General features: G+C 64.6%; 18 protein-coding genes. 11 read left to right on the top strand and 7 right to left on the bottom strand.

The features are described 5' to 3' along the window. The first annotated feature begins 108 nt into the window (after positions 1-108). Positions 109-1512 carry an MFS transporter gene (locus tag F6X39_RS32355; protein ID WP_187619625.1) on the top strand — a complete coding sequence of 468 codons (1404 nt, stop codon included), beginning with the start codon at positions 109-111 and terminating at the stop codon, positions 1510-1512. Positions 1513-1550: 38 nt separating this feature from the next. Next, complete coding sequence (gene ggt, locus F6X39_RS32350) at positions 1551-3296, top strand: gamma-glutamyltransferase (protein WP_187619610.1); 1746 nt, start codon at positions 1551-1553, stop codon at positions 3294-3296. 49 nt (positions 3297-3345) lie between these two features. Here the strand turns inward: ggt and F6X39_RS32345 are convergent, their stop codons facing one another. Then, positions 3346-4395, bottom strand: coding sequence for a S1C family serine protease (locus F6X39_RS32345; RefSeq protein ID WP_187619609.1), 1050 nt, complete (start codon positions 4393-4395; stop codon positions 3346-3348). Between the two features lie 177 nt (positions 4396-4572). Here F6X39_RS32345 and F6X39_RS32340 point away from each other — a divergent pair, with 177 nt between their 5' ends. Together F6X39_RS32340 and ppk2 are read left to right on the top strand one after the other, a co-directional pair. Next, positions 4573-4971 carry a VOC family protein gene (locus tag F6X39_RS32340; RefSeq protein ID WP_187619608.1) on the top strand — a complete coding sequence of 133 codons (399 nt, stop codon included), beginning with the start codon at positions 4573-4575 and terminating at the stop codon, positions 4969-4971. 162 nt (positions 4972-5133) lie between these two features. Further along, the gene (gene ppk2 / locus F6X39_RS32335) at positions 5134-6060 is read left to right on the top strand and encodes a polyphosphate kinase 2 (protein WP_184024931.1); all 927 of its coding nucleotides are present in this window, start codon (positions 5134-5136) and stop codon (positions 6058-6060) included. Positions 6061-6158: 98 nt separating this feature from the next. On the opposite strand, the gene F6X39_RS32330 is transcribed toward ppk2, so the two are convergent. Together F6X39_RS32330 and F6X39_RS32325 are read right to left on the bottom strand one after the other, a co-directional pair. Next, positions 6159-7745 (bottom strand): inorganic phosphate transporter, encoded by a 1587-nt coding sequence (locus F6X39_RS32330; protein WP_187619607.1) that lies wholly within the window; start codon positions 7743-7745, stop codon positions 6159-6161. A 227-nt stretch (positions 7746-7972) separates the two neighbouring features. Continuing rightward, positions 7973-8566: a short chain dehydrogenase gene (locus F6X39_RS32325; protein WP_187619606.1), complete on the bottom strand. Its 594-nt coding sequence runs from the start codon at positions 8564-8566 to the stop codon at positions 7973-7975. Between the two features lie 222 nt (positions 8567-8788). On the opposite strand from F6X39_RS32325, the gene F6X39_RS32320 reads away from it, so the two are divergent. Both F6X39_RS32320 and F6X39_RS32315 read left to right on the top strand, forming a co-directional pair. After that, complete coding sequence (locus tag F6X39_RS32320) at positions 8789-9634, top strand: CHAD domain-containing protein (protein WP_187619605.1); 846 nt, start codon at positions 8789-8791, stop codon at positions 9632-9634. Positions 9635-9737: 103 nt separating this feature from the next. Next, positions 9738-11333: a sensor domain-containing diguanylate cyclase gene (locus F6X39_RS32315; protein ID WP_187619604.1), complete on the top strand. Its 1596-nt coding sequence runs from the start codon at positions 9738-9740 to the stop codon at positions 11331-11333. Between the two features lie 66 nt (positions 11334-11399). Here F6X39_RS32315 and F6X39_RS32310 read toward each other — a convergent pair whose 3' ends face one another. From F6X39_RS32310 to F6X39_RS32300, 3 genes are all read right to left on the bottom strand, one after another. Then, positions 11400-12512: a VTT domain-containing protein gene (locus tag F6X39_RS32310; protein ID WP_187619603.1), complete on the bottom strand. Its 1113-nt coding sequence runs from the start codon at positions 12510-12512 to the stop codon at positions 11400-11402. 218 nt (positions 12513-12730) lie between these two features. After that, a complete protein-coding gene (gene folE, locus F6X39_RS32305; protein WP_187619602.1) occupies positions 12731-13369 on the bottom strand; it encodes a GTP cyclohydrolase I FolE in 639 nt (212 codons plus the stop codon). A gap of 136 nt (positions 13370-13505) precedes the next feature. Next, entirely contained in the window at positions 13506-14435 is a 930-nt protein-coding gene (locus tag F6X39_RS32300; RefSeq protein ID WP_187619601.1) for a LysR family transcriptional regulator, read from the bottom strand. Between the two features lie 419 nt (positions 14436-14854). Here F6X39_RS32300 and F6X39_RS32295 point away from each other — a divergent pair, with 419 nt between their 5' ends. The 5 genes from F6X39_RS32295 to pcaC all read left to right on the top strand — a co-directional run bounded on the left by F6X39_RS32295 (position 14855) and on the right by pcaC (position 19094). After that, complete coding sequence (locus tag F6X39_RS32295) at positions 14855-15562, top strand: 3-oxoacid CoA-transferase subunit A (RefSeq protein ID WP_062131411.1); 708 nt, start codon at positions 14855-14857, stop codon at positions 15560-15562. A gap of 13 nt (positions 15563-15575) precedes the next feature. Next, positions 15576-16235 (top strand): 3-oxoacid CoA-transferase subunit B, encoded by a 660-nt coding sequence (locus F6X39_RS32290; RefSeq protein WP_184063370.1) that lies wholly within the window; start codon positions 15576-15578, stop codon positions 16233-16235. A 284-nt stretch (positions 16236-16519) separates the two neighbouring features. Continuing rightward, on the top strand, positions 16520-17899 hold the full coding sequence (locus F6X39_RS32285; RefSeq protein WP_187619600.1) for a 3-carboxy-cis,cis-muconate cycloisomerase: 1380 nt from the start codon (positions 16520-16522) through the stop codon (positions 17897-17899). Positions 17900-17904: 5 nt separating this feature from the next. Beyond that, positions 17905-18696 (top strand): 3-oxoadipate enol-lactonase, encoded by a 792-nt coding sequence (gene pcaD / locus F6X39_RS32280; protein ID WP_184063224.1) that lies wholly within the window; start codon positions 17905-17907, stop codon positions 18694-18696. After that, positions 18693-19094 carry a 4-carboxymuconolactone decarboxylase gene (pcaC, locus tag F6X39_RS32275; protein ID WP_187619599.1) on the top strand — a complete coding sequence of 134 codons (402 nt, stop codon included), beginning with the start codon at positions 18693-18695 and terminating at the stop codon, positions 19092-19094. The genes pcaD and pcaC overlap by 4 nt, the downstream gene beginning before the upstream one ends. Before the next feature lie 438 nt (positions 19095-19532). On the opposite strand, the gene F6X39_RS32270 is transcribed toward pcaC, so the two are convergent. Further along, on the bottom strand, positions 19533-19907 hold the full coding sequence (locus tag F6X39_RS32270; RefSeq protein ID WP_187619598.1) for a hypothetical protein: 375 nt from the start codon (positions 19905-19907) through the stop codon (positions 19533-19535). Between the last annotated feature and the right edge of the window lie 174 nt (positions 19908-20081).

Below are 20081 nucleotides of genomic sequence, written 5' to 3'. Positions count from 1 at the left end.
AGCGCGCGATGGCACACGGCAAAATCACGTCGCGCGACAACATTTGTTGTCGCCGCGATGCCATAATCGACGCTTTCCATTGATGGCTGGCCGCCCGTCGCCATGACAATGCTGCTCGCTTTAGGCGCTTTCATCGTTCCGCTGATCGTCGCGTGCGCGATGTTCATGGAAAACGTGGACGGCACGGTCATCGTGACGTCGCTGCCGGTTCTGGCACGCGACCTCGGTCATGATCCGATCACGCTGAAGCTTGCGGTCACCGCGTATGTGATCGGCCTTGGCGTCTTTATCCCGATCTGCGGCTGGGTCGCCGACCGCTTCGGTTCGCGCACCGTGTTCCGGACCGCGATCGGCATCTTCATGGCGGGCTCGCTGCTGTGCGCGGCCTCCACTTCGCTCGTTACCTTCGTGCTCGCGCGCTTCGTGCAGGGCATCGGCGGCGCGCTGATGGTGCCGGTGGGCCGCATCATCATCTTCCGGTCGCTGCCGAAGTCGGAGTTCATTCGCGCGATGAACTATCTGACGGTGCCGGCGTTGCTCGGTCCGGTGGTCGGGCCGCCGCTCGGCGGCTTTATCACCACCTATCTGCACTGGCGTCTGATCTTCGTGATCAACGTGCCGATCGGCCTGCTCGGCATCTGGCTCACCAACAAGTACATCGCCAATACGCGCGAGCCGCATCCGGGCCGGCTCGACTGGCTCGGCTTCGTGCTGTCGGCTAGCGGGGCTTCGCTGTTCATGCTCGGGCTCTCGCTGGTCGGCGGCGAACTGGTGTCGACGGGACAATCGGTCGGCATGTGCGTGACCGGCATCGTGTTGCTGCTGCTTTATGTGCTGTACGCGAGCCGCGTCGCGCTGCCGGTGCTCGATCTGCGTTTGCTGCGCATTCCAAGTTTTCATGCGAGCGTGATCGGCGGTTCGCTGTTTCGGATCGGTCTTGGCGCCGTGCCGTTCCTGTTGCCGCTCGCGTTGCAGGAAGGGCTCGGCATGACCGCGTTCAGAGCCGGCGCGATCACGTGCGCATCCGCGTTCGGTTCGATTTTCATGAAGACGGTGGCGTCGCGCATTCTCGAACGCTTCGGCTTTCGTACCGTGCTGATGGTCAACGCCGCGTGCGCGGGTCTCGCGATCGCCGTGTACGGGTTGTTCTTTCCCGGCACGCCGCATTGGGTGATCTGGTGCATCGTGCTGGTGGGCGGCTTCTTTCCTTCTCTGCAATTCACGTCGCTCAATACGCTGGCCTATGCGGATATTCCGGGCAGCGACGTCGGCCGCGCGACGAGTGTCGCGAGCGTCATCCAGCAGATGTCGCTCGGCCTCGGCGTGACGATCTCGGGCATCGTGCTGCAGATTTCGCATCGTGTGCAAGGGCATCCGAACATCGTGTTCTCCGATTTCTGGCCGGCGTTTCTCGTCGTCGGTCTGTTCTCGTGCCTGTCGATTCCGATTACGCGGCGGCTGCCGCGAGACGCGGGCGATGAGATCTCGCGCGGCCGTCGCGGGCGCGCGTAAGCCATCATGCGGATGTCGTCGTCGTCGATGAGGAGGTCATGAACTTGTTTCGCAACGTCAAAGCTTCAACCAGTGCTTCGATCAGCGGTCTTGCCCTGATCGCAATCCTCTGCGTTTCAACCGGGTTTCTCGAGGCGGCGCCTGCTGTCGCGAAAGCGCCCGCGAAGACGCAACCGGCCGTGCTTGCCGGTTCGGCGATTGCGGTGCCGGACTCATACAGCGCCGATGCCGCCGAGGAGATCTTCAACGAAGGCGGCAATGCGGTCGATGCGGCCGCCGCGATCGCCTTCACCCTTGCGGTCACGTTCCCGGATGCGGGCAACATCGGCGGGGGCGGGTTCATGACGCTGTACGTCGACAACAAGCCGTATTTCCTCGACTATCGCGAGCGCGCGCCGCTCGCCGCGACGAAGAACATGTATCTCGACGACAAGGGCGAGATCATCAAAGGTATGAGCCTGGTCGGCTATCGCGCGGTGGGCGTGCCAGGCACCGTCGACGGCATGTGGCAAGCGCAGCGCCGTTTCGGCAAGCTGAAATGGCAGCAGGTGCTCGCGCCGGCTATTCACTATGCGCGCGACGGCTTCGTGGTCGCCCCGCAACTGCAGAAGCGGCGCGACGATGCGGCGAAGAACTTCGCGGGCAAGACCAATTTCGACACTTACTTCGGCAATCTGAAGCAGGGCGTCATCTTCAGGCAGCCTGACCTTGCCGCGGTATTGCAGCGTATCTCCGATCAGGGCCCGAAAGATTTCTACACGGGCAAGACTGCCGATCTGATCGCCGCTTCGATGCGCGGCCACGGCCTGATTACGAAGGCCGATCTCGCGCAGTACAAGGCGGTTTGGCGCGAGCCGGTGCAGGCGAACTGGAACGGCTACCGCGTGATCACCGCGCCGCCGCCGAGTTCGGGCGGCGTCGGGCTCGTGCAACTGCTGAAGATGAAGGCCGATATCGCGCCCGAGTTCAAGAACGTGCCGCTCAATTCCGTGCAATACGTGCATCTGATCGCGGAGCTCGAGAAGCGCGTGTTCGCGGACCGCGCGCAGTACCTCGGCGACCCGGATTTCTACAAGGTGCCGGTCGCGCAACTGATCGACGACCCGTATCTGGCCAAGCGCGCGGCCGAGGTCGATCCGAATATGCCGTCGGACACGAAGAGCATTCAGCCGGGGCTCGGGACCTCGATGCCGGAGAAGGCGGAGACCACGCATTTTTCGGTGGTCGACAAATGGGGCAACGCGGTGTCGAACACGTACACGCTGAACGGCGCGTTCGGCTCGGGCGTCGTGGTGGATCGGGCAGGCATCGCGCTGAACGACGAGATGGACGACTTCTCCGCGAAGCCGGGCGCCGCCAACATGTTCGATGTGGTCGGCAGCGACGTGAATGCGATCGAGCCGAAGAAGCGCCCGTTGTCGTCGATGGCGCCGACGATTCTGACGAAGGACGGCAAGGTCGCGCTCGTGATCGGCACGCCGGGCGGATCGCGGATCTTCACGACGATCTTCCAGGTGATCAACGACATCTACGACTTCGACATGCCATTGCCGGATGCGCTCGCCGCGATGCGTTTCCATCACCAGCTATTGCCGCCGAATACGATCTATTCGGAGCCGTACAAGCCGATCGAGGGCGAACTCGCACAGCAGCTCGAGGCGAAGGGCTACACGCTGGAAGGGCAGCAATTCACCGGCGATGTTCAGGTGATCAGGATCGATGGGGACGAGCCGGAGGCGGCGGCCGATCCGCGCGGGCGAGGGGTGACGCGGGTGGTTCGGTAGGGTTTCACGTTGGGCATCCAGGCAAGGCTGCCCAACGCAAAGTGCCCCATCACCCTGCCTGCTCCACCGGCGTCACCGTCAACTCCACCCGCTGCGCGCCGCGCAACACCGTCACGTTGACCGGCTTGTCGATACGCGAAGCATCGAGCGTGCGTTGCAGAGCATCCACATCCTGCACCGGCTGCGCGTCGATCGCGACGATCGTGTCGTCGGTGCGCAAGCCGCCGAGCGCCGCCGGACTGCCTTTGACGATCTCCATCACGCGCACGCCGCTTTGCGTGCCGAGCCCGAAGTAGCGCTGCACGCGCCGCGACAGCGGCGTCGTCGTGCCGGCCACGCCGATATACGCGCGTCGCACGCGACCGTGCGCGAAGATCTGCATGATGACCCACTTCGCGGTATCGATCGCGGTCGCAAAACAGATGGCCTGTGCGCCAGGAATGATCGCGGTATTCACGCCGATCACCTGACCCGCCGAATTGATCAGCGGTCCGCCCGAGTTGCCCGGATTCAACGCCGCGTCGGTCTGGATCACGTCGTAGATCATGCGGCCGGAGTTCGAGCGCAGCGACCGGCCGAGCGCCGAAACGACGCCGGTCGTCACGGTCTGTTGCAGCCCGAGCGGGTTGCCGACCGCAATGGCGATCTGCCCGACGCGCAGCTTCGATGATTCGCCGAGTTCGACATGCGGCAGCGGTTCCGGCGAACCGATGCGCAGCACCGCGAGATCGCTGCCGGGATCGTCGCCGACCAGATCGGCGTCGAACTTCGCGCCGTCGGCTAGCGTCACCTGGATGTGCGTCGCGCCATGCACGACGTGGCTATTGGTCAGCAGGTAGCCGTCGGGCGTGAACAGGAAGCCCGAGCCGGTGCCGCCGCGCGCGCCGCGCCCATGCGCGGACGCGTCGCCGGGCAGCCGGCGTTCGACGGCGATAAACGCGACCGCCTGCTGCACGCGCTCCAGTGCACCGATCACGGTGCGGGAGTAGGCGTCGAGCAGCGCGTCGTCGTCGTGGGTCAAAAGGTCGGTGGATTGGGGCCCGGGGGCGTCGGATGCGGCGCTCGACAGGTCATCGATGAAGCGTGGGCGGCTTCCCATAACGATGCTCCGGATAGACGGGCTCCGAGATGCGGGGCGCTGCGCGAGTTTTCAAGTGCATCCCGGGGGCGTGGGCGGTGCCCCGGCCGCGCCGCCAGACCGGTGGCCACTGCCCGTGAGACACTTTCCCGGGCGGGCCGTCGCTCGCCGCTCGCTCGCGCCACGGAGACCCTGTTCATGTCCGCATCTAACGCTTCAGCGCCGCAATCCCCGCAGCCGGGTCCACGCATCGAGTCGCTCTGTGCGATCACGCTCGCCACCAGCGACATGCAGCGCGCCGTCGCGTTCTACGAAGCGCTCGGCTTCCCGCTCAAGTTCGGCGGTCCGCGCGAGGCCTTCACGTCGTTCGCGTTCGGCAGTTCGTATTTGAACCTGATCGCCGATGCGCGCGCGCCGGTCAACTGGTGGGGGCGCGTGATCATCTACGTGTCGGACGTCGACGCGTTCTATGCCAGGGCGGTGGCGGCAGGCTTGCAGCCGACGTTCGCGCCGTCGGATGCGCCGTGGGGCGAGCGCTATTTTCATATTACCGATCCGGACGGCCACGAACTGAGCTTCGCGCGGCCGCTGCCCTAGCGGCGGAAGTCGGGGCAAAACTCGCTATCATGGGGTTATCACGCATGTGCAGCGGCCGCCCACGCGGTAACACGGCTGACACCTCGCGCTTCGATAATCGAACGCGACCGCGTCGCGCTAGCCGCCGCGCGCCATCCCATTCCTGTTGCGAGGAGAGCCGCAATGAAAGAGCCGGACCCGAGACCCGATATCGAACTGATGGCGGAGCGGCAACGCCGTTTCGAGGAAGACCTCATCGACGCCTACGACGAAGAACTCGAAATGGAGGTCGACGACCGCATCATCGACGGCCCGGCCGGCCTTACGCCCGAGCATCGCGAGGCGCGCAAGCAGTACTTCCGCGAACTGTTCCGGCTGCAGGGAGAACTGGTCAAGCTGCAGGACTGGATCGTCGCGACCGGGCACCGGCTCGTCGTGATCTTCGAGGGGCGCGACGCGGCCGGCAAGGGCGGCGCGATCAAGCGCATCACACAGCGCCTCAATCCGCGCGTGTGCCGCGTGGCCGCATTGCCCGCGCCGAACAATCGCGAGCGCACGCAATGGTATTTCCAGCGCTATGTATCGCATCTGCCGGCGGGCGGCGAGATGGTGCTATTCGATCGCAGCTGGTACAACCGCGCGGGCGTCGAGCGCGTGATGAACTTCTGCACCGACGAGGAATACGAAGAGTTTTTCCGCTCGGTGCCGGAGTTCGAAAAGATGCTGGCGCGCAGCGGCGTGCAGATCCTCAAGTACTGGTTTTCGATCACCGACGAAGAGCAGGAAATCCGCTTCCAGAACCGCATTCACGATCCGCTCAAGCAGTGGAAGCTGAGTCCGATGGATCTGGAAAGCCGGCGCCGCTGGGAAGCCTATACGCTGGCTAAGGAGGTGATGCTGCAGCGCTCGCATATCCCCGAGGCGCCGTGGTGGGTCGTGCAGGCCGTCGACAAGAAACGCGCGCGCCTGAACTGCATTCAGCATCTGCTGAGCCAGGTGCCGTATCACGAGATCGAGCATCCGCAGATCGACTTGCCGTCGCGTGTCTATCACGAGGACTATAGCCGTCAGCCGGTGCCTCAGTCGATGATCGTGCCCGAGGTGTATTAAAAGCGGATCGTATGAAATAGCTGGCCAACGAAAAAGCGCGGTACGTATATCAGCGTACCGCGCTTTTCTTCGTGCTTCGCCCCGCCAGATCGGCGAGCTCAGAACACCGAACGGAACACCCAGAACAGCCCGCCCGCGAGCGCGATCGACGCGGGCAACGTCAGCACCCAGGCGAGGATCAGACTGCGCACCGTGGCCCATTGCAGACCCGAGCCGTTGGCCGCCATCGTGCCGGCCACGCCGGAAGAGAGCACATGGGTCGTCGACACCGGCAGACCGTAGACGTCGGCGGCACCGATCGTGACCATCGCGACGAGTTCAGCCGACGCGCCCTGGCCGTACGTCAGATGCTGTTTGCCGATCTTCTCGCCCACCGTAACGACGATGCGCTTCCAGCCGACCATCGTGCCGAGACCCAGCGCGATCGCGACCGCCACCTTGACCCACGGCGGAATGAACTTGGTCGCGTGGTCGATCTGCGTTCTGAAGTTGGCGATGATCTTCGCGTCCTCGGGCGAGAACTGCGGCTGATTGGCCTTCTGCATCAGACGGATCGCCTCGGAGGTGACATACATGTTGTTGCGCACGTTATCGACGATGCCTTGCGGCACCGCGGCCATCGAGCCCGACTCGCCGACCTGGCGACCGATCTGCTCGGTCAGCTGCTGCAGCGCCGGCAGCGTGGCGGGCGTCAACTGACGGGTGCGCACGAAGGCCTCGACGTCGGCGCGCGGATCCGCGGAAGGCACCGCGCCCTGCGTGTAGCGCGACAGCGTCGCCGCGGTTTGATGCGCGACCGCGACGAAGTTCTGCGTTTGCGCCGGCGTGACCGCCTTGTTCAGCGCGTAGGCGGTGGGCACGGTACCGATCAGGATCAGCATGATCAGCCCCATGCCTTTCTGGCCGTCGTTCGAGCCATGCGCGAACGACACGCCCGTGCAGGTCAGAATCAGCAGGCAGCGAATCCAGAACGGCGGCGGCTCCTTGCCCTTCGGCTCGGCATACAGCGCGGGCACGCGCACGACGGCCTTCAGGATCAGCAGCAGCAGGCCCGCAAGCAGAAAGCCCACGATCGGCGAAAACAGCAGCGACTTGCCGACGCCGAGCGCCTGATTCCAGTCCACGCCACTGGTGCCGTTCGCACCATGCAGCATCTGATTCATCAGACCTACGCCGATGATCGAGCCGATCAACGTGTGCGAACTCGAAGACGGCAGGCCCAAAGACCACGTGCCCAGATTCCAGATGATCGCGGCGATCAGCAACGCGAATACCATCGCGAAGCCGGCGGCGCTGCCAACCTGCAGAATCAACTCGACGGGCAGCAGTTGCAGAACGCCGAAGGCGACCGCTCCGCTCGACGTCAGCACGCCCAGAAAATTCCACGCGCCGGACCAGACGACCGCGATATTCGGCGTCAGCGAGTGGGTATAGATGACAGTGGCGACCGCGTTGGCCGTATCGTGAAAGCCATTGACGAACTCGAAGCCGAGCGCGATCAGCAGCGCGACACCGAGCAGCAGATACGGCAGTACCGAGCTTTCGCGTACGGGCTGCAGATCGTCTATCAGATGAACGCCGCAGTACACGACGCCCGCGATGAGCAGGGCAACGAAAATAACCAGGCCCGCGCTACGGCCTTTGCCGCTGGCGGCGCCTGGTTGCGGATACGAAAGTTCCGGCATGACGTGAGCCCCAAAAAGTGGTCGCAGAGTTCTTGATGCTGCTTTCGCTGTGTGTCGCAAGGATGACAACTACGTGACGGCATTGGGGTGCGGGAAAAGCAGGCGCGGCGCGGCCTATGCTACGCCGCGCACGCCGGTAAATACTACGCAGGCTGGCGGACGGGAATAGCAAGATGTCCGAACCGAACTAAGCAAGAGCACGAGCGGCGAGCGGACTTCGGTTGCGCTTACGATGCGCTGACTACTTCGCCGCTTGCGCTGCCACCGAGGGTGCGTTTATAAGCTTGCGCGACGATTTCCGCCGGTACCCCTTGCGATGGATCGCGGCCCATCGATTCGAGCGTTTCGGCGACCCACCCCGGGCTCACCACATTGACGCGGACCTTGCCCCGCAACTCGAGCGCGGCCGAGCGCGCGAACGCTTCGACACCCGCATTGACGATGCTGACCGCGGCGCTGCCTTCCATCGGCTGTTGCGCGAGCACGCCGCTCGTCAGTGTGAACGAGCCGCCTTGCGACACATGGTCCACGCCGCAGCGCACCAGATTGACCTGCCCCATCAGTTTGTTGGCAAGACTAAAAGAAAAGTCTTCGTCGCCAAGCGCCGCGAGCGGCGCGAATTTCGCGGAGCCGGCCGCGCAGATGATCGCGTCGAAGCTGCCGGCTTGCGCATACATCGCTTCGATGCTGCGTTTGTCCGACAGGTCGACGTGCAGTTCGGAGCCTTTGCGGCTCGCGCCGACCACGTCATGCTCCGTGGCCAGCAGCCTCACGATGTGCGAACCGAGCAGGCCGGTCGCACCGACAACGAGTATTCGCATACATCCTCCTAAGGTCTGTTTGCGGCATTTGCCGCACTGCACACTGCATCGTCGCCGGAGCACTCGCCGAGCCGTGCAACGCGCGATCCTATCGGTCGAGGATAGACGCTGCCGGCGCGACGCGCCAACGCGTGAAGGAAGAGCCGGCTGATACGCGCCGCGATCCTCCTGAGCATCATTTTTGCTACGCTGGAAGTAAGGTCATGTTTCTGGAGAGCGTCGATGAAGCAAGACAGCGAGACAGTCAACGAGCCGGTAGAGGACGAACCGGCACAGCGTGCCTTCACTTCCTATGCCGCGCCGCTCGTCGATGAGGCAATCCGGCTCGCCAACGGGGTGCACGGCGACGCGTCACCCGAGGCGCTGCACAAACTGCGCGTTTCACTGCGGCGTTTGCGTTCGTTATGGTGGGCTTTCGCACCGCTGCTCGACAAGGGCGAAAATTCCCGGCAACGCGCGGTCTACAAGTTTCTCGCCACCGCGGCGGGTAAAACGCGCGATTGGGACATCCTGATCGCGTTGCTCAGGCAGCAAGACAGCGGCGCGCAAGCATTGATGCCGAAGCTCGAGCAGGCGCGCCGCGACACGCTGGCGACCAGCCGCGAGACGTTGTTGAACGCCGACGTCAAACACCTGCTGCGCGATGCGTTGGCCACCACTTCCGCGCAACTGCACGCCACGCACGATTCGGCTCTTGCGCTGCGCAAATTTGCCGCTCGACGCATAGGGGCGTCGGAGCGCTCATTGAAAAAGCGCATCAAACGCGCGCGCCATGCGAAACGCTCGAATTACGCAGCCTTTCACGATGTCAGAAAAGCGGGCAAGAAACTGCGCTATCTGTTCGAGTTTTTCGGGCCGGTGCTTAAAACCAGCCATAAGCGCACGCTCAAGCGCCTGAAAAAAATCCAGAAGCGCTTCGGCATGCTCAACGATACCGTCGCGAGCGAAACGCTGTTGCGCGATAATGCCGCGTCGCTTGCCGACGCGGACCACATCGAAGCCGCGTTGGGTTGGCTCGACAGGAAACGCAAACGCCGCTTGCGCGCGGCGTCGGAGCTACTGGGCTGAGAGAGCGCGTTCGGTCCTCGCTAGCGCGGAGGATCCGCAGCCCAAAATGCACGGCGCACCGCGCTGCGGTCCGAAAGAATAGTCCGCGAAGGAGGCGAGGAGCGTGGCACCGCATGGGCTTTCGCTGCGTCATCGGCTGCGCCTGACGTTGCGCGCCGCTCGAGCCGGGATGACCCGCTATGTGGGCAACCGCCCGTGGGTGGCCGGCGTCGCCGGCACGCTCGTCGCGTTGGCGATGTCGATCCTGACAGCGGTGGAGGTCGGCGAAGGCCGCCGCGAAATGCTCGATCATGCGCGCCAGACGTCGCAAAACCTCGTGTCGATCATTTCCGCCGATCTCGCGCGCAACGTCGAAATTTATAGTCTGTCGCTGCAATCGATGGTGGATGCCGCGGGCGATCCGCTCACCTGGACGCTGCCGGTTCCGGTGCGCCAGGCGATGCTGTTCGATCGCGCGACCACCGCCGCGTTTCTCGGCGGCGCGTATATAGTCGGCGCCGACGGTGAAGTGGCCGCCGCGCAGTACGCCGACGCCAACACCACCGTCCATCTCGACGATCGCGAATACTTTCAGGTGCATCAGCGCAATCCGGCGGCGGGCCTGTATTTCTCGCATCCGTTCATGTCGCGGCTGCGTGGCGGCAAGCTGTCGATTGCGCTGACGCGGCGCATCGACGATGCGCAAGGCCGCTTTGCCGGCATCGCGCTGCTCGCGATCCGCATCGAGTATTTCCAGCACCTGCTGGACCGGATCGACACCGGCGAGCAGGGCTCGGTTTTCATCGTGATGGCGGACGGCACGCTGCTCGCGCGCAAGCCGTTCGACGCGCGCGCTATCGGCACGAGTGTCGCCAAGTCGCCGACCTTCGCGCCGATGACCGTGCGCGACTCCGGCAGCTACGTATCGGTCTCGCCGGTCGACGGTGTGCGGCGCATCTTCACCTACACGCACGTATCGGGCACGCCGCTGATCGTGGCCGTCGCGCCCGCCGTCGATGACGTGCTCGCGCCGTGGCAGCGTCGCAGCCACGTGGCCGCCGCGCTGACCATCTCGTTCGGCTCGGTGTTCGTGCTCGTGTCGTGGCTGCTCGCGTTCGCGCTGCGCGACAAACAGCGCGCGCAGGCCGCGTTGCTGCGTCTTGCCGCGACCGATCCGCTGACCGGGCTCAACAATCGCCGCGTGCTCGACAAGCGGCTCGACGACGAATGGAAGCGGGCGCGACGCGAGAACAAGCCGCTGTCGGTGCTGTTCATCGATATCGATCACTTCAAGCGTTTCAACGATACCTACGGCCATGAGAGCGGCGACGAGGTATTGGTCGCGGTGGCTGATTGCATCGCGTCCGTGGTGCGGCGCTCGGCCGATCTGGTCGCGCGCTACGGCGGCGAAGAGTTCGCGGTGGTGCTGCCGGATACGACCGCGCAGGGCGCGTTCGCGGTCGCGGAGCAGATTCGTCGCAAGGTGGAAAACCAGGTCATCGTGCGCGGACACGATGCGCCGCAGGCGGTGACGGTGAGCGTCGGCTGCGCAACGGCGCTGCCGAGCGCCACGGATGTTGCGAACGGACTCGAGCTGATGGCGGCCGCTGATGGACAGTTGTATATGGCGAAGAACGAAGGGCGCAATCGCACCCGGTCGGCGCAGTGGGACGAGTATTCGGCGGCGCAGGGGGTCTCGCGCACGGGGGCGGCGCCTTAACGCCAGCTGTTCGTTCGCGTGAGCGTGAGCGCCTTCCCGGCCCAGATTGTTGCGACGCAACGCAATTCAGGCGCGCTCCGCACTGCGCGGCGCGAAGCCGCGCAACGTCACCGCCGCTGGTGTTTCGCCCAGCAACGCCGAGCGCGGCCGATCGGCGGCCGAACCATCCGCGTGAGCCAGCAAGCCCACCGGGAAGCCGCGCCGCTGCCATGCATCGAGCCCGCCGGGCAGTGCGCGAATCCGCGTGTAGCCATTGCTGCGCATATGTTGCGAGACTTCGAGCGCGGTCGCGCTGTCCGGGCAGATGCAATAGATGACCAGGTCGTATGTGCGTAGCGCGCCGTCGATCTGTTCAGGCGAATGCGGATCGAGCGCGCGCGCGTCGGGAATCTGGCGTCGCAGATCGAGCAGCGGAGCGCCGGGCCGCGCATCGAGCACGCGGGACGGCGCCATGCGGCTCAGGCGGCCGGAGCGCCGCCAGCGCCACGGCATGCTCGACGCGGCGGCACTCGCCGATGAGGCCTGCGTCGGCGCGGCCAGCATCGGCGCGGCTTGGGCCGACGTGGCTCGCGTGAACCGGCGCCGTTCGTAATATCGCAGATACAGCCGGTAGAGCAGATAGACGAGCGCCACCGCAAGAAGAATGTCGGCGATCGTGCCGCCGCGCTGCTCGACGAACGCGCGCAGCATGTGCACCTCGCGTTCCACGGCCGCGCCGCCGAGCAGCCAGAACGTCGCCCACGCGATCACGCTGGCCAGATCCCATAGTGCGTAGATGCGGATGTCGACGGCGGTCGTACCCATCAGCGGCGGCGTGATCAGGCCGAGGCCCGGCACGAACTTCGAAACCGACACGAGCGGCACGCCATAGCGTTCGAATAGTGCGCGCGCGGTTTCCAGCCTCGTATCGACGGCGGGCGACAAGCGGCCGAGCCACGCGAGCAGTTTGCGTCCATACAGACGGCCCGCCGTGAACCAGGTGCCGTCGCCGATCAATGCGCCCAGCACCGCCGCGCCGAGGGTCGGCCAGAACGCCAGGGTGCCCGCAGCGATCGCCGAGCCCGCGAACAGCAGCATCGGCACGGCCGGAATCGGTACGCCGAGGCGCGTCAGCAGGACGTTGACGAACACGATAGCGCTGCCCCAGGTTGAAACCGCCGACAACGGAAACTCGACCAATTGAGGCGCTCCTGTTGCTGCTGTTGGGCTGCCATGCGTGGACGGCCGGTGTCGACCATCGGCCTCAATCGTCAATACGCAACTAACTGTCACTCCCGCGTACCCACCGCAACGTGGCCGGCGCGCTTGAAGAGAGTGCGCGCGGGCGCGCACGCTGGATTCGCAGGGGCGGGGGCTGCATCGTCAACGAACCACGAGCAGCCCCCGGATCCACCTCATCAGGCATTCGGCATCGCTACCACGCCCGGATTCCCGACGATCGCCAGAAACTCCCGCCGTGTCGACGGATCGGTGCGGAACGTGCCGAGCATGCGCGACGTGACCATCGTGACGCCCGCCTTGTGCACGCCACGCGTCGACATGCACTGATGCGCGGCTTCGAGAATCACGCCCACGCCGGCCGGCTGCAGCACCTCGTTCAGCGTATCGGCGATCTGCACCGTCATCTTTTCCTGGATCTGCAGCCGTTTCGCGAACGCATCGACGAGGCGCGCGAGCTTCGAAATGCCGACCACGCGATGGTTCGGCAGATACGCCACGTGCGCGCGTCCGATGATCGGCACCATATGGTGCTCGCAGTAGCTTTCGAAGCGGATGTCCTTCAGCACGATCATTTCGTCGTAGCCGTCCACTTCGGAGAAGGTACGCGCGAGGATGTCGCGCGGATCGACCTGGTAGCCGACGAAAAACTCGTCGTAAGCGCGCGTCACGCGTGCCGGCGTGTCGATCAGGCCTTCGCGCTGCGGATCGTCGCCGGCCCAGCGCAGCAGCACGCGCACGGCTGCCTCAGCTTCTTCGCGGCTCGGGCGTTCGGCGGCCGCTACGGGTTTGGTCTTCTTTGCCTTGCTGCTGGTCATGCGTCGCTCTCCTGGATCGCGCGTCGACGCTGCGCGGCGCGCGGGGTCAGTAACTGAGGTCATTGTTCCATGTTTTGCGCTGAAGGTGCCGATGCCCCTTTCGCGGCCGGGGCAGTCGCGGGCGTGCTGCGCACGGCTACTTCGGCCATTCGTCCATCGCATCGTTGAACAGCTCAGCGACCACGCCGCGCAGCCAGCTGCCGCGCGGATCGTTATGAAACTTGCGATGCCAGTGCTGCCGCAGGTCGAAGCGCGGCAGCGGCAGCGGCGGCTCGACGAGCATGATCGACGCATGCTCCGACACGTACGCGAAGCCGATCGCGTGCGGCACGGTCGCGAGCAGGTCGGTGCGCGCGAGGATGAAAGGCAGGCTCATGAAGTGCGGCGTTTCGAGCACCGCGCGTCGCTTGATGCGCTTCTTTTCGAGGTACTGCTCGAGCACTTCCTGGCTGCGTCCCTCGGCGCGCACGACCGCATGCCCGGACGCCACGTATTGCTCGATCGTGAGCGGCCCCTTCGACAGCGGATGTCCGCTGCGCATCAGGCAGATGAAGCGATGCGTGAAGAGCCGCTGCTGAAAGAAGTTGTTGCCCGCCAGGTCCGGAAAATAGCCGACGGCGAGATCGACATCGCCCGATTCGAGCCCGCGTTCCACTTGCGACGGCGACAGCGTGACCGAGCGCAGATTCGCGGACGGCGCGCGCTCGGCGAACAGCTGCAAAAGACGCGGCAGAAACACGATTTCGCCGACGTCGGACAGCGCAATCGAAAACGTGTGCGTGCTCGTCGCCGGATCGAAATCCTGCACGTCGAGCATGCCTTTCTCGATGCGCAGCAACGCGTCGCGCGCGGCGGGCAGGATCGCGAGCGCGCGCGGTGTCGGCTCCATGCCTTTCGATGTGCGCACGAACAGCGGATCGTCGAAGTATTCGCGCAGGCGCCCAAGCGCGGTGCTCACGCGCGGCTGGCTCACACCGAGCTGCTCGGCGGCGCGGCTCACGTTGCGCGTGTCTTCCATCGCGACCAGATAGGGGATCAGGTTCAGATCCAGATGTGTCTCGGACATGCTTGTTATGGCTCGCGGGGAGGGCGGGGCAAGGGAATGCTTATGCCGTATCGCTATAGAGCCTAGTTGAAAAATCGCCCGTAAGCATAGTGGGATTTTGCGCGGCCGGCATTTTCGCGCGCAGGGCGAGCGCTGGACGAGGGCATCCCGGACCTTCGCCGCCGCGCGCGGCGACCTATGATGAAGGGGGTTTCCCTGCCTTGACAACCCGCCCACAGGACAACCATAATCGCCGAAGCGTTCGCTAAACGAATCACTGTTCACACAACGAACAATTCAGCAGCGAAGCAATCGAAGGCGCCAGCCCGCTCTCCCCCTCGCGAGCCGTCGCCAGCATGCCCGGAGACTGTTTCCGCGCGAGCCTTGCCGGTTACGGCTGTCAGCCCAGCGGCACGTAGCGCCCCCAAAGGAAATTCGACATGATCAACAAGATTTTCGAGACACTTCAATCGGCGGTCGCCGATGTCCACGACGGCGCGACCGTCATGATCGGCGGCTTCGGCACGGCCGGCATGCCGTCCGAGTTGATCGACGCGCTGATCGAGCAGGGCGCGCGCAATCTCACCATCGTCAACAACAACGCAGGTAACGGCGATATCGGCCTCGCGGCGCTGCTGAAGGCCAAGCGCGTGCGCAAGATCATCTGCTCGTTCCCGCGCCAGACCGACTCGTATGTGTTCGACGCGCTCTATCGCGCCGGCGAAATCGAACTCGAACTCGTGCCGCAAGGCAACCTCGCCGAGCGCATCCGCGCCGCGGGGGCGGGCATCGGCGGCTTCTTCACGCCGACCGCGTACGGCACCAAGCTCGCCGAAGGCAAGGAAACCCGCCTGATCGACGGCCGTCACTACGTTCTCGAAGCGCCGCTGCACGCGGACTTCGCGCTGATCAAGGCGTACAAGGGCGATCGCTGGGGCAACCTGATCTATCGCAAGACCGCGCGTAACTTCGGACCGATCATGGCGAGCGCAGCGAAGACCGCGATCGTGCAGGTGTCGGAAGTGGTGCCGCTCGGCGGCCTCGATCCGGAAGAAATCGTAACGCCCGGCATTTTCGTGCAACGCGTGATCGCGGTGCCGCAAGCGGCGCATGCCCCCACGCCCAATCCTCACGACGCTGCTGCCTGACCCGGAGACCGACATGAAGAAACTGACTCGCGATGAAATGGCCAAGCGCGTTGCCCAGGACATCCCTGAAGGCGCTTACGTGAACCTCGGCATCGGCGTGCCGACGCTGGTGGCGAACCACCTCGCCGCAGACAAGGAAATCTTCCTGCACAGCGAAAACGGTCTGCTCGGCATGGGCCCGGCACCGGCGAAGGGCCAGGAAGACGACGAACTGATCAACGCCGGCAAGCAGCACGTCACGCTGCTGACGGGCGGCGCCTACTTCCATCACGCGGATTCGTTCGCGATGATGCGGGGCGGCCATCTTGACTTCTGCGTGCTCGGTGCGTTCCAGGTGTCGGCGAAGGGCGATCTCGCGAACTGGCACACCGGCGCACCCGACGCGATTCCGGCGGTCGGCGGCGCGATGGACCTCGCGATCGGCGCGAAGCAGGTCTACGTGATGATGGACCATCTGACCAAGCAGGGCGAGAGCAAGATCACCGCCGAGTGCTCGTACCCGGTCACCGGTATCGGTTGCGTGACCCGTATCTATACGGACCTCGCAATGATCGACGTCACGAAGGAAGGCCTCGTCGTGCGCGAGATTTTCACGGACATCGGCTTCGACGAACTGCTGAAGCTGACCGGTGTGCCGATGACCGACGGCACGCAGGCCGCGCGCGCGGCCTGATGGCTGGCTGAGGCGTCGCGGGGGCGGTCTGCTTTGCGGCCGCGCCGATGGCGTCTCGTCTGAAAGCGGCATTGCGCGAACGGGCCAGCGCTGACGGGGCGAACTCCTCGTCAGCGCTGGCCTGGCAACTTCAGCGACGGGTTGACCGCGTTTGGCGCACAATACGCAGCACATACCGCGGCATACGCACGGCACGAGCGCTTGCTCCGCCACGGCGTCTGCTTCGAATCGCCGCGCGCCGTGCCGCTTCTTCGCTTCCGATTCCCTCAAACATCGTCGTCACCATGCTCGACTCCAGCGCCCGTCTGACTGGCCTTCTTTGCGGCACACAGCCGATGAACGACATCTGGGCGCCGCGTGCCACGCTGCAACGGATGCTCGACGTCGAAGCCGCGCTCGCGCGTGCCTCTGCCGCGCACAAAGTCATTCCCGAATCCGCCGTCCCCGCGATCGAAGCGGCCTGCCAGGCCGACCAGCTCGACGCGGACGCGCTCGCACGCGACGCCGCGCTCGGCGGCAACCTCGCGATTCCGCTCGTCAAGCAACTGACTGCACGCGTCAAAGCCGCCGATGCCGAAGCTGGAAAATACGTGCATTGGGGCGCGACGAGCCAGGACATCATCGACACCGCGACGGTGCTGCAACTGCGCGACACTTTCGATCTGCTCGACGGCGGCCTGCAAGCCACCTGCGACGCGGTCGCGAAGCTCGCGGCCATCCATCGCGCGACACCGATGATCGGCCGCACGTGGCTGCAACAGGCGCTGCCGATCACGCTGGGTCTGAAGTTCGCGCAATGGCTCGACGCGCTGTTGCGTCATCGCGAGCGGCTCGACGCGTTGCGCGAACGTGTGCTGGTGCTGCAATTCGGCGGCGCGGCCGGCACCCTCGCGAGTCTGCGCGAGGCGGCGCCGCAGGTCACGCAGTCGCTCGCCAAGGAACTCGGCCTCGCGGTACCGACCTTGCCGTGGCACACTCAACGCGATCGCATCGCCGAGACGGCGTCGCTGTTCGGCATGCTGATCGGCACGCTCGGCAAGATCGCGCGCGATGTTTCGCTGCAGATGCAAACCGAAATCGACGAACTCGCCGAACCGGCCGCGGCCGGCAAGGGCGGTTCATCGACGATGCCGCACAAACGCAACCCGGTCGGTTGCGCGGCGGTACTGACGGCCGCGACGCGCGCGCCCGGCCTCGTGTCGACCGTGTTCGCCGGCATGGTGCAGGAGCACGAACGCGCGCTCGGCGGCTGGCAGGCCGAATGGGACGCGCTGCCGGATCTCGCGCGCCTCGCGGGCGGCGCGCTCGCGAACATCGAACAGATCGCGTCCGGCCTGAGCGTGAACGTACCGCGCCTCGCCGCGAATCTCGACGTCACGCACGGCCTGATCCTCGGCGAAGCGGTGATGCTCGCGCTCGGCGATTCCATCGGCCGGCTCGACGCGCATCATCTGGTCGAGCGCGCGTCGAAGGCGGCGATCCGCGACGGCAAGACGCTGTATGACGTGCTCGCCGCCGACGCGGCCGTCACCGAACATCTTTCGCTCGAGCGCCTGAAGCAGCTGCTCGATCCCGCTCAATACGTCGGCCAGGCGCACGCATATGTCGACGCCGCGCTGGCGCTTCACACCACGCGCGCGCAGCGCGCCCATTCCAAGGAGTAACCGGCATGCCCTACGCCGCAGTCAACGGCACCGAGCTTCACTATCGTATCGACGGCGATCGTCACGGCCACGCGCCGTGGCTCGTGCTGTCGAATTCGCTCGGCTGCGATATGTCCATGTGGACGCCGCAGGTCGCGGCGTTGTCGAAGCACTTCCGCGTGCTGCGCTACGACACGCGCGGCCACGGTCATTCGGAAGCGCCGAAGGGTCCGTACACGATCGAGCAGCTGAGCGGCGATGTGCTCAGCCTGATGGATACGCTGAAGATCGCGCGCGCGAATTTCTGCGGCATATCGATGGGCGGCCTGACCGGCGTCGCACTCGCCGCGCGTCACGGCGACCGCTTCGAGCGCGTCGTGTTGTGCAACACGGCCGCGCGCATCGGCTCGCCGGAAGTGTGGGTGCCGCGTGCCGCGAAGGCGCGCAGCGAAGGCATGTTCGCGCTCGCCGACGCGGTGCTGCCGCGCTGGTTCACGGCAGACTTCATCGAGCGCGAGCCGGTCGTGCTGGCGATGATCCGCGACGTGTTCGTGCATACCGACAAGGAAGGCTACGCATCGAACTGCGACGCAATCGACGCGGCCGATCTGCGTCCCGAAACGCCGGGCATCAAGCTGCCGACGCTCGTGATCAGCGGCACGCACGATCTGGCCGCCACGGCCGCGCAAGGCCGCGAACTTGCGCAGTCGATTCCGGGCGCGCGCTACGTCGAACTCAATGCCTCGCATATCTCCAACATCGAAAAGGCCGGTGAGTTCACGAAGACCGTGCTCGACTTCCTGACGGAGGCAAAATGAACGACGAAGACCGTTACGAAGCCGGTATGGAGGTGCGTCGCGCGGTGCTGGGCAACGCGCACGTCGACCGTTCGCTCGCGAACCGCACCGAGTTGACCGAGGAGTTCCAGAACCTGATCACGCGTTATGCGTGGGGTGAGATCTGGACGCGTGAAGGTCTGCCGCGTCATACGCGCAGCTTGCTGACGATCGCGATGATGGTGGCGTTGAATCGCAGCGAAGAACTCGCGCTGCACCTGCGTGCCGCCAAAAACAACGGCGTGACGCGCGAGCAGATCAAGGAAGTGCTGCTGCAGACCGCGATCTACTGCGGCGTGCCGGCCGCTAACTCCGCGTTTCACCTGGCCGACAAGCTGTTCCGCGAGGATGATGCGGCGGCCGCGGCGGCGAAGTCGTAAACACTGCGAGCTGTAGTTTTCCACTTAATTCAGCAAAAGCGCGGCGGACATCTCCGTCGCGCTGAGACCGTCGACGAGCCGGGTGCAGGCCGGGTCGATCACGCAGCCGTGGCGACGGTTTAGCAGGCGCGCGACGCCACCTTGCGCAGACCGAAGCAGTTGGTCGCGGCGGGTAGGGCATTGATCTGGTAGCGGTGCAGGAGCTGCACGGGCGTGAGGCATAACGGTCTCCGGCAGATGGGACATGCAGGACTCACACCACTCGCAACGACGAAGTCAACCGGGATGCTATCCGCGCATCGGGTTGTTTAGGACAAACATCGCTCCTGCCGAAAGTTGCGATGCCGACCCCCCTTCTCGCGGCGTCGAGCGCCCTGCGTGAGCGCAGCAGGTTCGCTCTTCCGGCACCACCGGAAGAGCGCGCGTGAAAAGCTACTTCTATTCTTTAATCAGGGGTTCGACTGGCCCCATGTGTTGCGAAACGACAAAAACTTCAACGCCGCTCATTGAGCATTCTGTCCAGCCGGCGTCGTTCACAGTAATAACGCTTACCTGCTTTCCGCTCTCTTCGTAGAAGGTAATGTGATAGACCTGGCGATACAAATCCTTGCCGTAAAACTGGTCTTTGCCGATTTTTTCCGATGAAAGTCGCACGGCCCTGGTTTTCGAGAAATCCAGCTTCGTCTGGTCAATCAGCCCCGCTGCTTTCAGCTTACCTTCGGCTACGTTGGTTGGCCATCTGTCGCAGGGCGGGGGCTTCGCCAGAGATAGCGCAGGAAGTGATAGCAGCAGGGTTGCAACAGCGCGTTTCATGGATGCACCACTTTTAACAGTCTGTCTCGACTGTCCAGATTCTCTCCCCCCCGGCGTCATAGTAGTTGTCGCCTCTGAATTTTTTTATCAAGAAGAGTCAGAGGTGCAAGTTGAAGGCGAAACAAACTTATTCTGTCGAGTTCAAGGAGCAGGCGCTCTCGAAGGTCCTGCAGC

This window comes from Paraburkholderia sp. UCT2 (assembly GCF_014397665.1).
Taxonomy (GTDB): domain Bacteria; phylum Pseudomonadota; class Gammaproteobacteria; order Burkholderiales; family Burkholderiaceae; genus Paraburkholderia; species Paraburkholderia tuberum.
The sequence above is the reverse complement of the archived record's forward strand: the minus strand, read 5'-3'. Positions and strand labels throughout refer to the sequence as shown.

Bases quoted from the DNA above. Each gene is read 5' to 3' on its own strand.
- pcaC (WP_187619599.1), top strand. From the start codon at position 18,693: ATGAACGACGAAGACCGTTACGAAGCCGGTATGGAGGTGCGTCGCGCG.
- F6X39_RS32330 (WP_187619607.1), bottom strand. From the start codon at position 7,745: ATGCCGGAACTTTCGTATCCGCAACCAGGCGCCGCCAGCGGCAAAGGC.
- F6X39_RS32300 (WP_187619601.1), bottom strand. From the start codon at position 14,435: ATGTCCGAGACACATCTGGATCTGAACCTGATCCCCTATCTGGTCGCG.
- F6X39_RS32285 (WP_187619600.1), top strand. From the start codon at position 16,520: ATGCTCGACTCCAGCGCCCGTCTGACTGGCCTTCTTTGCGGCACACAG.
- pcaD (WP_184063224.1), top strand. From the start codon at position 17,905: ATGCCCTACGCCGCAGTCAACGGCACCGAGCTTCACTATCGTATCGAC.
- F6X39_RS32295 (WP_062131411.1), top strand. From the start codon at position 14,855: ATGATCAACAAGATTTTCGAGACACTTCAATCGGCGGTCGCCGATGTC.
- folE (WP_187619602.1), bottom strand. From the start codon at position 13,369: ATGACCAGCAGCAAGGCAAAGAAGACCAAACCCGTAGCGGCCGCCGAA.
- F6X39_RS32320 (WP_187619605.1), top strand. From the start codon at position 8,789: ATGAAGCAAGACAGCGAGACAGTCAACGAGCCGGTAGAGGACGAACCG.
- F6X39_RS32290 (WP_184063370.1), top strand. From the start codon at position 15,576: ATGAAGAAACTGACTCGCGATGAAATGGCCAAGCGCGTTGCCCAGGAC.
- ppk2 (WP_184024931.1), top strand. From the start codon at position 5,134: ATGAAAGAGCCGGACCCGAGACCCGATATCGAACTGATGGCGGAGCGG.
- ggt (WP_187619610.1), top strand. From the start codon at position 1,551: ATGAACTTGTTTCGCAACGTCAAAGCTTCAACCAGTGCTTCGATCAGC.
- F6X39_RS32325 (WP_187619606.1), bottom strand. From the start codon at position 8,566: ATGCGAATACTCGTTGTCGGTGCGACCGGCCTGCTCGGTTCGCACATC.
- F6X39_RS32345 (WP_187619609.1), bottom strand. From the start codon at position 4,395: ATGGGAAGCCGCCCACGCTTCATCGATGACCTGTCGAGCGCCGCATCC.
- F6X39_RS32355 (WP_187619625.1), top strand. From the start codon at position 109: ATGCTGCTCGCTTTAGGCGCTTTCATCGTTCCGCTGATCGTCGCGTGC.
- F6X39_RS32270 (WP_187619598.1), bottom strand. From the start codon at position 19,907: ATGAAACGCGCTGTTGCAACCCTGCTGCTATCACTTCCTGCGCTATCT.
- F6X39_RS32340 (WP_187619608.1), top strand. From the start codon at position 4,573: ATGTCCGCATCTAACGCTTCAGCGCCGCAATCCCCGCAGCCGGGTCCA.